This is a genomic window from Alloyangia mangrovi, from assembly GCF_002300555.2.
GTDB lineage: Bacteria > Pseudomonadota > Alphaproteobacteria > Rhodobacterales > Rhodobacteraceae > Salipiger > Salipiger mangrovi.
In genome coordinates, this window is sequence record NZ_NTHN02000018.1 from 26650 (window position 1) to 40205 (window position 13556).

The 13556-nt window shown below is 66.7% G+C and carries 13 protein-coding genes and 1 tRNA gene; 6 read left to right on the forward strand and 8 right to left on the reverse strand.

All coding sequences use genetic code 11. The features are described 5' to 3' along the window. The first annotated feature begins 28 nt into the window (after positions 1–28). Positions 29–105 (forward strand) — tRNA-His (locus CLG85_RS11500). Between the two features lie 136 nt (positions 106–241). Here the strand turns inward: CLG85_RS11500 and CLG85_RS11505 are convergent. Further along, entirely contained in the window at positions 242–565 is a 324-nt protein-coding gene (locus CLG85_RS11505; RefSeq protein WP_095883612.1) for a DUF6476 family protein, read from the reverse strand. Here CLG85_RS11505 and CLG85_RS11510 point away from each other — a divergent pair. From CLG85_RS11510 to CLG85_RS11530, 5 genes are all read left to right on the forward strand, one after another. Next, positions 564–1592 carry an RluA family pseudouridine synthase gene (locus CLG85_RS11510; RefSeq protein ID WP_260348910.1) on the forward strand — a complete coding sequence of 343 codons (1029 nt, stop codon included), beginning with the start codon at positions 564–566 and terminating at the stop codon, positions 1590–1592. The two genes, CLG85_RS11505 and CLG85_RS11510, sit on opposite strands and share 2 nt — an antisense overlap. 180 nt (positions 1593–1772) lie before the next feature. Further along, positions 1773–2669, forward strand: coding sequence for an RNA polymerase sigma factor RpoH (gene rpoH / locus CLG85_RS11515; RefSeq protein ID WP_095883613.1), 897 nt, complete (start codon positions 1773–1775; stop codon positions 2667–2669). A gap of 111 nt (positions 2670–2780) precedes the next feature. Beyond that, positions 2781–3755 (forward strand): Gfo/Idh/MocA family protein, encoded by a 975-nt coding sequence (locus tag CLG85_RS11520; protein WP_095883614.1) that lies wholly within the window; start codon positions 2781–2783, stop codon positions 3753–3755. A 139-nt stretch (positions 3756–3894) separates the two neighbouring features. After that, positions 3895–4452 (forward strand): polyhydroxyalkanoate synthesis repressor PhaR, encoded by a 558-nt coding sequence (gene phaR / locus CLG85_RS11525; RefSeq protein ID WP_095883615.1) that lies wholly within the window; start codon positions 3895–3897, stop codon positions 4450–4452. A 123-nt stretch (positions 4453–4575) separates the two neighbouring features. Continuing rightward, positions 4576–5517 carry a DMT family transporter gene (locus CLG85_RS11530; RefSeq protein ID WP_095883616.1) on the forward strand — a complete coding sequence of 314 codons (942 nt, stop codon included), beginning with the start codon at positions 4576–4578 and terminating at the stop codon, positions 5515–5517. On the opposite strand, the gene CLG85_RS11535 is transcribed toward CLG85_RS11530, so the two are convergent. From CLG85_RS11535 to CLG85_RS11565, 7 genes are all read right to left on the reverse strand, one after another. Then, positions 5505–6716 carry a DegT/DnrJ/EryC1/StrS family aminotransferase gene (locus tag CLG85_RS11535; protein ID WP_095883617.1) on the reverse strand — a complete coding sequence of 404 codons (1212 nt, stop codon included), beginning with the start codon at positions 6714–6716 and terminating at the stop codon, positions 5505–5507. The genes CLG85_RS11530 and CLG85_RS11535 overlap by 13 nt on opposite strands. A gap of 114 nt (positions 6717–6830) precedes the next feature. Continuing rightward, complete coding sequence (locus CLG85_RS11540; RefSeq protein WP_260348911.1) at positions 6831–8132, reverse strand: NAD(P)/FAD-dependent oxidoreductase; 1302 nt, start codon at positions 8130–8132, stop codon at positions 6831–6833. A gap of 86 nt (positions 8133–8218) precedes the next feature. Further along, a complete protein-coding gene (locus CLG85_RS11545) occupies positions 8219–9583 on the reverse strand; it encodes a glutamine synthetase family protein (RefSeq protein ID WP_095880968.1) in 1365 nt (454 codons plus the stop codon). Further along, the gene (locus CLG85_RS11550; RefSeq protein ID WP_095880967.1) at positions 9580–10266 is read right to left on the reverse strand and encodes a type 1 glutamine amidotransferase; all 687 of its coding nucleotides are present in this window, start codon (positions 10264–10266) and stop codon (positions 9580–9582) included. The genes CLG85_RS11545 and CLG85_RS11550 overlap by 4 nt, the downstream gene beginning before the upstream one ends. A gap of 63 nt (positions 10267–10329) precedes the next feature. Continuing rightward, positions 10330–11673, reverse strand: coding sequence for a glutamine synthetase family protein (locus CLG85_RS11555; protein WP_095880966.1), 1344 nt, complete (start codon positions 11671–11673; stop codon positions 10330–10332). 194 nt (positions 11674–11867) lie between these two features. After that, a complete protein-coding gene (locus tag CLG85_RS11560) occupies positions 11868–12677 on the reverse strand; it encodes an ABC transporter permease (protein ID WP_095880965.1) in 810 nt (269 codons plus the stop codon). Next, a complete protein-coding gene (locus CLG85_RS11565; protein ID WP_095880964.1) occupies positions 12674–13555 on the reverse strand; it encodes an ABC transporter permease in 882 nt (293 codons plus the stop codon). The genes CLG85_RS11560 and CLG85_RS11565 overlap by 4 nt, the downstream gene beginning before the upstream one ends. Between the last annotated feature and the right edge of the window lies 1 nt (position 13556).

The window sequence follows — 13556 nt, forward strand, 5'->3', positions numbered from 1 at the left end:
AATGGCTGGCGTTATTCCCCCCGAGCGTGCCGCCTTAGCTCAGTAGGTTAGAGCGCTTGATTGTGGATCAAGAGGTCTCCCGTTCGAACCGGGAAGGCGGTACCATCTTCCTCCCTCGCAGTATGTGACAGGCCGAGAACGCCGGTTAACCTGTGCGGTGCCGGTTTGGGGCTCTGCCCCGTCCGCGCCGGCGCGGACTCCCCGGGATATTTTTTGCCTAGAAGAAGACCCGCGTCGGCGATTAGTCGGCGGGGGTGATCGCAATGGTCTGGCGGAGTTCCCGAGTCGCGCGGTCGAAGATCAGGATCTGGTTGTCCGTGGTGACCACGGCGTACCAGTCGCCACCCTGCGTGAAGGCCGAGGCCGTCGCGCCGGAGGGCAGGGTGATCTCGGCGGGCAGCGGTGCGGGAGGTTTTGTTGCCGCGGTGAAGCGGATGACAATCAGCGACACAATGGCTACAAGCCCTGCGATCATCACCGCCGTGAGCACCGTGACCAGCCGCCGCAGGAAGCGCAGGTTGGCCGGTTCGGGCAGGATTTCGGGATCTTCAGGAGTATTGGACATGGAGCAGCCTCTGCGCGTCGTCATCGGGGAAGCCCCGCCGCCGCGTCTTGATAAGGCGCTGGCACGCGATGTGCCAGAGGAAGCCGCGCTGTCGCGCACCCGCCTTGCGAAACTCATCGCCGAGGGCGCGGTGATGCGCGCGGGCGAGGTGCTCTCGGATCCCAAGGCGAAGGTCGAGGAGGGCGACGTGCTGGAAATCTCCGTGCCGCAGGCCGAGGAGAGCCATATCGGCCCCGAGGACATCCCGCTCGACATCGTCTGGGAGGATGACGACCTCGTGGTGGTCAACAAGCCCGCGGGCATGGTGGTTCACCCGGCACCCGGCACGCCCACGGGCACGCTGGTCAACGCGCTGCTGTTCCACTTCGGCGACAAGCTCTCGGGTGTTGGCGGGATGAAGCGGCCGGGCATCGTGCATCGGATCGACAAGGACACCTCGGGGCTGCTGGTAGTGGCCAAATCCGACCGGGCGCACCACGGGCTGGCGGCGCAATTCGAGAAGCACAGCGCCGAGCGCGCCTATCTCGCGCTGGTGCACGGCGTGCCCTCGACCGCCGATCCGCGGCTGCGCGGGGTGAAGGGCGTGTCGGTCGAGCCCGGAGAGGTGATCCGCATCCAGTCCGGGCTGGCGCGGCACAAGACCGACCGGCAAAAGCAGGCGGTCTACTTCGACGGGCAGGGGCGTCACGCCACCACCCGCGCGCGGGTGCTCGAGACCTTCGGAGCGCCGCCGGCGCTGGCGCTGGTGGAATGCCGGCTGGAGACCGGGCGGACCCATCAGATCCGCGTGCACATGGCCCATGCCGGGCACGGGCTCATCGGCGATCCGGTCTACGGCGGGCGCCGCAAGATCGCCGCCAAGGCGCTGCCGCCGCAGGTGGTGGCTGAGGTCGACCGCTTCGATCGGCAGGCGCTGCATGCCGCGCTTCTGGGGTTCGAGCACCCGGTGACGGGCGAAGACCTGCGCTTTGAGGCGGAGCTGCCCGCGGACATGGCGCATCTGCTGCAGACATTGCGCGGCGAGTGACATATCCTTCGCATCTGCGTGAGATCGTCGAAATCCGGATCCGCGGAGCGGGACTATGCGTTAAATACGTGAAAACCTTGAACACCCCATGGTGCATCCCTGCACAGTGGAGTGGTTGAATTCCATCGAGGGGCTGCCCATATGGCATGTTAACCCTCATAACATTGGAGGAAGGGGCACGTGAGCAACTACGCGAATCTGCCGGCGCCGTCGCCGGAAGCCGGCCTCAGCCGTTACCTGCAGGAGATCCGCAAGTTCCCGCTGCTGGAGCCGGAAGAGGAATACATGCTGGCCAAGCGCTGGGTCGAGGAGCAGGACGCCGCCTCGGCGCACAAGATGGTCACCAGCCACCTGCGTCTCGCGGCGAAGATCGCCATGGGGTACCGTGGCTACGGCCTGCCGCAGGCCGAGGTGATCTCGGAGGCCAACGTCGGGCTGATGCAGGCGGTCAAACGCTTCGATCCCGAAAAGGGCTTCCGCCTGGCAACCTATGCCATGTGGTGGATCCGTGCCTCGATCCAGGAATACATCCTGCGCTCCTGGAGCCTGGTGAAACTCGGGACCACCTCGGCGCAGAAGAAGCTCTTCTTCAACCTGCGCAAGGCGAAGAACCGCATCGGCGCGCTGGAGGAGGGCGACCTGCGGCCCGAGCATGTCGAGAGGATCGCCACCGACCTCGGCGTCTCCGAGGACGAGGTGATCTCGATGAACCGGCGCCTGTCGGGCGGTGACGCCTCGCTCAACGCCACCGTCGGCTCCGAGGGCGAAGGGTCCATGCAGTGGCAGGACTGGCTCGAGGATGAGGACGCCGACCAAGCGGCAGACTACGCCGAGCGCGACGAGATGGACGCGCGCCGCGCCATGCTGGCGCAGGCGATGGACGTGCTCAACGATCGCGAGAAGGACATCCTCACCCAGCGCCGCCTTGCCGAGCAGGCGGTGACGCTCGAAGAGCTTTCGGGCATCTACGACGTCAGCCGCGAGCGGATCCGGCAGATCGAGGTGCGCGCCTTCGAAAAGCTGCAGAAGCGCATGCGCGAGCTGGCGATGGAGCAGGGGATGCTCACCGACGCCTGATCCGCTCCCGGCCAAGTCCTACGAACGCCCGTCGCCCTGCGGCGGGCGTTTTGCTTGCGGGGGGGCGCTACGGGCGCTACCATCGGGCGCGACACAGCAAGGGACAAGATCATGGCTGACCACGTCAGATGGGGCATCCTCGGCGCCGCCAATTTCGCCAAGAACCACATGGGACCGGCGATCCACGCCGCGCGCGGCGGTGCGCTGAGTGCCATTGCGACCTCGACGCCGGAGAAGGCCGCGCCCTTCGCCGAGTTTGCCCCGGGGCTGAAGGTGCACGAGAGCTACGAGGCGCTTCTTGCCGATCCCGAGATCGACGCGGTCTACATCCCGCTGCCGAACAGCCTGCACGCCGAGTGGACGCGCAAGGCCGCGCAGGCCGGCAAGCACGTTCTTTGCGAGAAACCCATCGCGATGCGAGCCGAGGAGATCGACGAGTTGATTGCTGTCCGTCAGGCGACGGGGAAGCTGGTGGCCGAGGCCTGGATGGTGGCGCATCACCCGCAGTTCGCCAAGGCGCGCGAGCTCTTGCAGGCGGGCGAGATCGGCGAGCTGGTGCGGGTCGACAGCACCCATAGTTTCTACAATGACGACCTCGGCAATATCCGCAATCAAGCGGATGTCGGGGGCGGCGCGCTGCGCGATGTGGGCGTCTATGCCTTCGGCTCGGTGCGGCTGATCACCGGGCAGGAGCCGGGCGAGATCCTCGCCGCCGAGATCGATTGGCGGAACCAGGTGGATGCTTCGGCGCATGTCATGGCGCGTTTCCCGGGATTTCTCTACACCGGCCGCGTCTCCACCCGCGCCGCGCCCTGGCAGGAAATCGTGCTGCATGGCACCCGGGCGGTGATGCGCCTGCCGGTGCCCTTCAATGTGCAGGTCTTCGGCGAGGCTAGGCTCGAGCTGCACGGGCCGGGGCTGGAAACTCGGACCTGGCGCTGGCCGGCCGAGAACCATTACGTGCTGCAGGTCGAGGCCTTCAACCGGTCGGCGACGGGCGCGGCGGACTACCCGCTGCCGCTGGAGTTCTGTCGTGGCACCCAGGCCTTCGTCGACCGCATCTTCGCTGCGGCGCCGCGGGGCTGATGCTGCGCAGCATTTTACGGGCCGCGGCGCAGCAAAATTGCTGCCCGCGCTCGGCAAGTGCTAGTGAAACTGATGCTTTTCTTTTTTTTCTGCACTCGCATAGGCTTTTTCTCAACTCTGCGTGGAGGGAGGGTCCATCGTGGCTGACAAGGAAAAACCGCTGCTCATCAAACGCTACGCGAGCAGGCGGCTCTACAATACCGAGACCAGCGACTACGTGACGCTCGAGGATATCTCGGGTTTCATCCGGGACGGGCGCGATGTGCAGATCGTCGATCTGAAGTCGGGTGATGATCTCACCCGGCAATACCTGCTGCAGATCGTTGCCGAGCACGAGAGCCGCGGCGAGAGCGTGCTGCCGATCAACGTGCTGACCGACCTCGTGCGCAGCTACACCACGCAGGCGACCTCGGCGGTGCCGCAGTTCCTTGCTGCCAGCTTCGAGATGTTCCGCGAGAGCCAGAGCAAATGGGCGGACAGCATGAGCCACATGAACCCCATGATGCCGAAGATCCCGGGGCTCGAGGCGATGCAGGCGCAGCAGGAGGCCTTTCTCAAGGCGATGGCCGGGAACATGGGTAAGAGCTGGTCTGGCCCCGAGAAGGAAGAGCCGAACGGCGAAAGCGAGGAAGACCTAGCGGCCATCAAGAAGCAGCTGGCCGAGTTGCAGCAGAAGCTCTCTAAAATGGACAAGTGATGCGGCGGGCCCTTCGGGGCCCGATGTGTTTCGGGGGACTCTGGACGCGCGACTTTCAGGGCCACCGGGACTTTGCGCAGGATTCGGATTTCCCCCGCCTGCGGCTTGCGGCAAAGGGAGGGCATGGACACCGCATCTTCCCTCCGCATCGACCGCCGCTCGGCGCTGCTGCTGCTCACCCTGGCAACGCTCTGGGGCAGCACCTTCCTTTTTGCCGAGATCGCCCTGACCGAGCTTAGCCCGATGCAGGTGACACTGCATCGGGTGGTGATCGCGGCCTTCGCGCTCTGGCTGGTGCTGCGCCTGCGCGGGGTCAAGGTGCCGCGCTCGCCGCGGCTCTGGGGCGCCTACCTTGTCATGGGCGCGCTCAACAATGCCTTGCCCTTCACGCTGATCTTCTGGGGCCAGACCCATATCGAGAGCGGGCTGGCGGCGATCCTCAACGCCTCTACCGGCGTGCTGGGCGCGGTGGTGGCGGGGCTATTGCTGCGTGACGAGCGGCTGAGCTGGCGCAAGCTGGCTGGGGCGGGGCTCGGGCTCGCGGGGGTGGCAGTGGTGATCGGGCCGGACCGGCTGACCACGCTCGATCCGCGCAATCTGGGGCAGGGCGCGGTTCTGCTGGCGGCGCTGAGCTATTCGCTGGCCAGCGTCTGGGCCAAGCTGAGGCTCGCCGGGCAGCCGCCGCTGGCCAATGCCTTCGGCATGCTGGCGGGCGCTGCGGTGATCATGCTGCCGCTGGTGATCTGGCAGGACGGGCTGCCGACACTCGATTATTCGCCACGCGTCTGGGCCGCGTTGCTGGGCCTGTCGCTGCTGGCCACGGCGCTGGCCTTCATCCTCTACTTCGCGATCCTCGCCCGGGCGGGCGCGGCGAACCTGATGCTGGTGACGCTGCTGATCCCGGCCTTCGCGATCCTCATCGGCCGCGTCGTCCTGGGCGAGCAGCTTCCGGCGGGGGTCTACCTCGGCCTCGCGATCATCGCCTCCGGGCTTGTGGTGACCGACGGGCGGCTGCTCGCGCGTCTGCGACGCAAGCCGCCCGCCGAAGAGCCTCAGGTGCCGTAGGCACGCAGCGGACCCATCACGCTTTCGGCGGCGCCCACCAGCACCTCGGCGACAGCCTCGCACTCTGCGAGGCTGAGCCGCGCAGGCAGGCGGGTGTCGCAGGCACGCTCGAGCATGGCGCGGGTCCGGGGCAGCTCGGGCACCTCCTCGAGGAAGCGCCAGTTCCAGAAGGCGCGGGCATTGTCGGACGAAAGCCCGAAGAGCTGCACCTTCACGCCGCCCGCCTCGGCGGCAGAGAGGAAAGCGCGCATCTCCTCGGCGCTCATCCCGGTGAGGTTGAACTGCAGCGAATCCGGCGCGCGCTCTTCCGGAACCAGCTTCTCGGGCACCTCGATCCAGGGCGAGCGGTTGAGGATCGCCGCCACATGGTCATGGTTGCGCCGGCCGTCGCGGACACGGCGCGCGACATGCGCCAGCTGCGGGCGGATCACCGCGGCGGCAAGGTTCGACAGGCGCAGGTTGTAGAGCGGCAGCCGGTTCTGCCAGCGGGCAAAGGCCTCTTCCAGATCGGACGTATTGTCCCCCGGTGCCATGTGTTTCTTCCAATTGTGCTCGTAAGCGCCCGAGAGGATCACCGCCCGCGCCACGAACTCGGCGTCGTCGGTGATCAGGATGCCGCCCTCGCCGGCGTTGACCAGCTTGTAGCTCTGGAAAGAGAAGCAGCCGACCCGGCCCAGCGTGCCGATGTTGCGCCCCGCCCATTTGGTGCCGAGCGAATGCGCGGCATCCTCGATCACAGGCAGCCCGCGCGCGTCGCAGAGCGTCAGGATCGCGTCCATGTCCGAGGTGTGGCCGCGCATGTGGCTGATGATCACCGCGGCGACACCGTCCAGCTTGGCCTCGAAGTCGGCGATGTCGATGCGGTAGTTCTCGCCGACCTCGCAGAGCACCGGCACGCAATCCGCATGCACGATCGATGAGGGCACGGCGGCAAAGGTGAAGCCGGGGATGAGAACCTTGGCGCCGCGCGGCAGGTCCAGTGCCTTGAGCGACAGGAAGAGCGCCGCCGAGCAGCTCGACACCGCCAGCGCGTATTTGGCACCCAGCAGCGCCGCGAACTCGCGCTCGAGCAGGGCGACGGGCGCATCCTCGGGCGCGGTGTAGCGAAAGAGATCGCCCGACAGCAGCAGGCGGTCGATCTCGGCGCGAGCCTCCTCGGGAATGGGCTCCGCATCATGCATGTTGGGAAGGCTGCTCATATCACTAAACCCAAATTGTTTCTTCTGAAAAACTTAAACACCCGATCTGTGACAGCCAAGTGAAAAGGCCTCCCCGGGGGGGGAGGCCTCGCGGAAACTTGCCCGTCGCCGGTCTCAGACCCCGAGTCGATCGCGCAGCGCGTACCAGCTCATCGCCAGCGCCAGCAGCGGCGCGCGCAGCGCCGCACCGCCGGGGAAGCCGGGCACCGGCAGGGCCGCCATGGCGTCGAATCCCGCGGACTGCCCGCGCACCGCCTCGGCCAGCAGCCGCCCCGCGTGCACCGCGGTGCCGACCCCGTGGCCGGAGTAGCCCGAGGCGGTCAGCACGTTCGGCCCGAGCCGGGCCAGCAGCGGCAGGCGCTTCATGGTGATCGCCAGCGTGCCGCCCCAGGCGTAGTCGAGGCGTACGTCCTCGAGTTGCGGGAAGATCTCGAGCATCGGCTTGCGCACCAGCGCCTTTATGTCGTCAGGGAAGCGGTAGCCGTAGCTTTCGCCGCCGCCGAACAGCAGCCGCCCGTCGTGGCTGAGCCGGAAGTAGTTCACCACGAACTTCGAATCCGCCACCGCCACGTCGCGGGTCAGCACTTCGCGGGTGCGCTCTCCGAGTGGCTCGGTGGCGACGATGAAGTTGTTGATCGGCATCACCTTTGCCGCGACCTTCGGCTCGAGCCCGCCGAGATAGCCGTTGCAGGCAAAGATCACCTGTCCGGCGCGCAGGGTGCCGCCGTTGGTGTGGATGAGCACCTCGCGGCCCTGCTCGACGCTTTCCACGTGGCTGGTCTCGTAGATCCGCGCCCCTGCGTCGGCGGCGGCCTTCGCCAGCCCCAGCGCGAAGCGCAGCGGGTGCAGATGCGCCGCGCCCATGTCCAGCACCCCGCCGCGGTAGTCGGGCGAGGGGCAGAGCGCGTGAAAGGCGTCGCGGTCCAGGGCCTCGATCTCGTAGCCGTATGTCTCGCCCATGTGCGCGGCGTAGTGGTGCAGGTGCTCGACGTCGCCCTTGTTCGAGCCGCACCAGGCGACGCCGTCGCGCAGGTAGCAGTCGATCTCGTGCTTGGCGATCAGCTCGCGGCAGAGCCCCTTGGCCTCCTCGCCCAGATCCCACAGCACCCGGGCGTTGCCCTCGCCGACCATCTTCTCGAGGCTGACCTGGTCCTGCCGCTGCCCCGAGCCAAGCTGTCCGCCGTTGCGCCCCGAAGCGCCGAAGCCGACCCGATGCGCCTCGAGCAGCGCTACGTCCAGCCCCGCCTCGGCGAGGTGCAGCGCCGCCGAGAGCCCGGTGTAGCCGCCGCCGATGATGCAGACATCGGCGCGGGCCTCGCCCTCGAGCTTGGGGAAGGGCGGCAACATCTCCGAGGTCGCCGCGTACCAGCTCTGCGGATACTCGCCGCGCCGGTCGTTGGAGAACAGCAGGTCCATCAGGCGTCTCCCGTGGTTTCTTCTAGGCGGAAATATCCCGGGGGTTCGGGGGCAGCGCCCCCGATACCTTGGGCGTTAGGGCGTGCTCAGACGTTGAGCAGCAGGTGCTCGCGTTCCCAGGGCGAGATCACCGCGAGGAACTCCTCGTACTCTGTGCGCTTCACGATCGAGTAGACTCGGGCAAACTCCGGCCCCAGCACCTCGTGCAGCTTGGTGGCCTCGTCGAAGAGGTCGAGCGCCTGGCCGAGCACGCGCGGGATGTCACCCTCGCCCTCGTAGGCGTCGCCGCGGAACTGCTTGGAGGGGCGGCGCTCCTCCATCAGCCCCAGGTAGCCGCAGGCCAGCGAGGCGGCGATGCCGAGGTAGGGGTTGCAGTCCATTCCGGCGAGCCGGTTCTCGACGCGCCGGGATTCCGGCCCAGAGATCGGGATGCGGATGCCGGTGGTGCGGTTGTCGCGGCCCCACTCGAGGTTGATCGGCGCCGCGCTGTCGCGCACGTAGCGGCGGTAGCTGTTCACGTAGGGCGCCAGCACCGCGATGGCCGCGGGAAGATAGGCCTGCAGCCCGCCGATGAAGTGGAAGAAGGCGTCGGTCTCTCCGCCGGCGGGGCCGGAGAAGATATTGCGGCCGGTCTCGCGGTCCATCACCGAGTGGTGGATGTGCATGGCCGAGCCCGGCTCGTCGGCGATCGGCTTGGCCATGAAGGTGGCAAAGCAGTTGTGGCGCAGCGCCGCCTCGCGGATCAGCCGCTTGAAGTAGAAGATCTCGTCCGCCAGCTTCACGGGATCGCCGTGCTGGAGGTTGATCTCGAGCTGTCCGGCGCCGCCTTCCTGGGTGATGCCGTCAATCTCGAAGCCCTGCGCCTCGGCGAAGTCGTAGATGTCGTCGATCACCGGGCCGAATTCGTCGACCGCGGTCATCGAATAGGCCTGGCGGGCGGCGGCGGGGCGGCCCGAGCGGCCCATCATCGGCTCGATCTCCTTGGCGGGATCGACGTTGCGCGCCACGAGGAAGAATTCCATTTCGGGCGCGACGATCGGATCCCAGCCCTGCTCCTCGTAGAGCTTGACCACACGTTTGAGCACGTTGCGCGGCGCGTTGGGGATCGGCTTGCCCTTGCGGTCGTAGGCGTCGTGGATGACCTGCAGCGTCCAGTCGGCGGTCCAGGGCGCGGCGGTGGCCGTGGTCATGTCGGGGCGCAGGATCATGTCGCGCTCGATGAAGCCGACGGTCTCGTCGGCGGCTTCGCCCCAGTCGCCGGTGATGGTCTGGTAGAAGATCGACTCGGGCAGGTGGAAGTAATCCTGCCGGGCGAATTTCGACGCCGGCACCGCCTTGCCGCGGGCAATCCCGGGCAGGTCGGCGATCACGCATTCGACCTCGTCAAGCCGTCGCCCCTCCAGGTAGGCAGTGGCGGGGAGGGGAAGCTGGTTGGTCCAGTCTTCGGTCATGCAAGAGCCTTTTGCTTGAAGAAATGTGCGAACTGATCGGCGAGGGCGCGCTGGTCGAGCGGGATGCCGAGGGCCTTGTCGGCGGCGTCGAGCCGCTCCTGCGGCACCACACCGGGGCCGCGGGTCTGGATCAGGGCGCGGGTGAAATCGTCATTGAACTCGGGGTGGGGCTGCACGGTGTAGGCGTGGCCCGGGTAGAGCAGTGCGGCGTAATCGCAGAAGTCGGAACTGGCCACGACCTCGGCGCCTTGCGGCAGCTCGGTGACCTGATCCTGGTGCCAGGCGTTGATCACCTTTTCCTGCCCGTCCTTGAAGCGGTAGGTGGTCGGCCCGACGACCCAGCCGCCGGGGTGTTTCTCGACCTTGCCGCCAAGCGCCTGCGCGATGATCTGGTGCCCGAAGCACACGCCGATCAGCGGCTTGCCGGCGGCGTAGATGTCGCGGATCAGCTGCTCGAGCGGCGGGATCCAGGCATGGTCCTCGTAGGCGCCGTGGCGCGAACCGGTGATCAGCCAGCCATCCGCCGCCTCGGGGCCTTCGGGGAACTCGCCGTTCACCACCGACCAGCTTTGGAAGTCGAACCCGTAGCCATCGAGGAGCCGGGCGAAGAATGCGGGGTATTCACCGGTCTCATCCGCGAGTTCCGCGGGGACGAGGCCGGTCTGCAGTATGCCGATTTTCATGGATCACACATGTGGTTTCTGGCCCGAAGGTAGTCTTGCCGCGACGGCGCGGCAAGGCCGTGGTCAGACCGTATCTAGGTAGATTTCGACCTGTTCGAGCGGCGAGAGCTCGGTCATGTAGAGCTGCTCCTGGCGCTTGGTCAGCAGCAGGTTGCGGATCAGTTCCTGCGGCAGGATGCGGGGCATGATCTCGCTCGTCTCGAAGGCATCCATGGCTGAAACCCAGTCGGTCGGGATCAGCGGCAGGTCCTGCGCGTAGGCGTTGCCGGTGATCGGCTCGGGCGGCTCGATCTCGTCCTCGATGCCATTGAGCGCCGCGCCGAGGATCGTGGCCATCAGAAGATAGGGGTTCACGTCGCCGCCTGCCACGCGGTGCTCGATGCGCCGTGCCGCCGGGCTGCCCGAGGGCACGCGGATCGCGGCGGTGCGGTTCTCGTAGGCCCAGGAGATGCCGCAGGGGGCGTGGTTCTCGGGGATCAGCCGTTCGTAGGAATTGAGGTGCGGCGCGAAGATCAGCGTGCTGTCGTGCATCGCCTCGACGCAGCCGCCGATGGCATGGCGCAGCACGTCGGTACCCTTCGGCCCGCCATCGTCGAAGATGTTGTTGCCCTCCTCATCGAGCACCGAGAAGTGCATGTGCATGCCCGAGCCCGCGTAATCCTCGTAGGGCTTGGCCATGAAGGAGGCGGCAAAGCCGTGGCGGCGGGCCAGTCCCTTGAGCAGCATCTTGAACAGCCAGGCGTCATCGGCGGCGCGCAGCGCGTCGTCCTGATGCATCATGTTGATCTCGAACTGACCCAGGCCCGCCTCGGAAATGGCGGTGTCGGCGGGGATGTCCATGTCCTCGCAGGCGTCGTAGAGATCGGTGAAGAAGATGTCGAAAGTGTCGAGTGCGCGGATCGAGAGCACCTCGGCGGCCTTTCGGCGCTTGCCCGAGCGCGGCGAGACCGGCACCTGCAGCTTCTTGGTGCTGTCGTCGATCAGGAAGAATTCCATCTCGAGCGCGACCACCGGGGTCAGCCCGTGGCGCTTGTAGCGGTTGACCACCTGCGCCAGCGCGTGGCGCGGGTCGCCCTCGTAGGGCTTGCCGCCCTCGTGGAACATCCAGATCGGCAGCAGCGCCGTCGGCGCCTCGAGCCAGGGCATCGGCACAAAGCCGCGCTCGGTGGGTTTCAGAACGCCATCGCGGTCGCCGGATTCGAAGACCAGCGGGCTGTCGTCGATGTCCTCGCCCCAGATGTCGAGGTTCAGCGCCGAGAAGGGGAAGCGGGTGCCGTCCTCGACGACCTTGTGGGCGAAGCGGGAAGGGACGCGCTTGCCGCGCGGCTGTCCGTTGAGGTCGCATGCGGCCACACGGATGGTGCGGACCTGGGGGTTCTTGCGGAGCCAGGTTTTCGGGTCTGTCATTTTCTGTCCAAGAATTTGATCAAATTCAGCGTAGCGAGTCGGATGCAGGCTGGCAAGCGGGGGCAGGGGGGAAGAAAGCGAGTATTTTGGGAAAGCTGAAGGGATGGGCGGTGTCCGGCGCGGATCGCGGCAGGCAAGAAAAAAGCCGGGCGCGCAGGGCGTCCGGCTTTGGAATCTTGGTTCGCGGGCGGGGCTCAGCGCATCAGCAGCCGCGGGCGCATCCGCATCTTCTGGCGGCGCTCCTTCGGAAGGTGGCGGTTCAGCCGCTTGTTGATCAGCCCGAAGACCCCCACCACGCAGAGCGTCAGCAGGATGAAGAACCCCGCGAGGATCGGGTAGGGCACGAAGGGGTTGAAGGTCTTGTCGGCGAAGTAGTTGGCGTAATAGAGCGCGTCACCGCGCTGCTGCCAGGCCGGGAAGCCCGAGAAGAACACCAGCGTTGTTGCGTGGAAGAGGAAGATCGCCTCGTTGGTATAGGCGGGCCAGGCCAGCCGCAGCATGGTCGGCCAGACGATGCGCCTGAACCGGGGCCAGCCGGAGAAGCCGTAGGCATCCGCCGCCTCGACATCGCCTCGCGGCACCGACAGAAGCGCGCCGTAGAAGATCTCGCCGGTATAGGCCGCGGTATTGAGGAACAGCACCAGCGCCGCGCCCAGCCAGGCCGAGGTCAGCGGATCGAAGGCCGGCGACACGCTCTTGAGGCTGAGGAACAGGAAGTAGGCGAAGAAGAACTGGATGAACAGCGGCGAGCCGCGGAAGACGAAGATCACCCATTCCGCCAGCTTCCGCACCGGCGTGATCTTCGACGCCTTGCCGAGCGCCAGCGCAGTGGCCAGGAAGAAGCCGGTGACCAGCGCGACCACGCCGAAGTAGATGTTCCACAGCATGCCCGAGCCGATCAGCGTGACCTGCTGGCACAGGGTAAAATTGTCGCGCGGCAGCAGGCGCTCGCCGATGCCGATCGAGCGCAGCCCGTAGTCCGCGATGGTTTCCCAGCAGCTCATGAGGCCTTCCTCTGCGCTTCGCCGCCCATGGTGGCCTGCCCGTGGGTGAGCCGTTTCATGATGCGGTCCAGAACGATTTCCGACACGCGGGTAAAGGCGAGGTAGAAGACCAGCAGCGCCAGGAAGTACCACATGCGCCAGTCGGGGTGCGGGTAGTCGGTGAACTTCGCGGTCTTCGCGCCGCCCAGCTCGCGCGCCCAGTAGACGATGTCCTCGACGCCCAGCAGGAACAGCAGCGGCGTCGCCTTGATCAGCACCATCCACAGGTTGGACAGGCCGGGCAGCGCATAGACCCACATCTGCGGCACGAGGATGCGCCAGAAGGTCTGGCGGCGGCTCATGCCATAGGCCTCGGCGGTCTCGAGCTGGGCGCGGGGCACGGCGCGCATGGCGCCGAAGAGCACGTTGGCGGCAAAGGCGCCGAAGACGATGGAGAAGGTCAGCACCGCGAGCGAGAAGCCGTAGGTCTCGTGCACCCATTGGGCGGCGGTCGAGAGCGGCAGCTTGGCCTCGGGACAGACCACGAAATCATTGCCCTGGCGGATCGGCTGATCCCAGTCAGGGCATTTCACTTCGTGCCGTATCCACTCGAAGAACTGGTCGAGGGCGATCACGAAGAAAAGGAAGAAAGCGATGTCCGGCACGCCGCGCACGATGGCGATATAGGCCTTGCCGAGCCACGAGAGCGGCGGGAAGTGCGAGCGCGCCGCCATGGCGCCGCCGAAGCCAAAGGCCAGGGCGACCGGCGCGGTGATCGCCAGCAGCAACAGCACGGTGCCGACCGAGACATAGATCGACAGGTGCTTGCCCGTGGTCAGGTAGCAGCTCAGCCATGCCAGGCCGTCGATCGCGTTGGGGTCGGTACACCAGGAGAACATG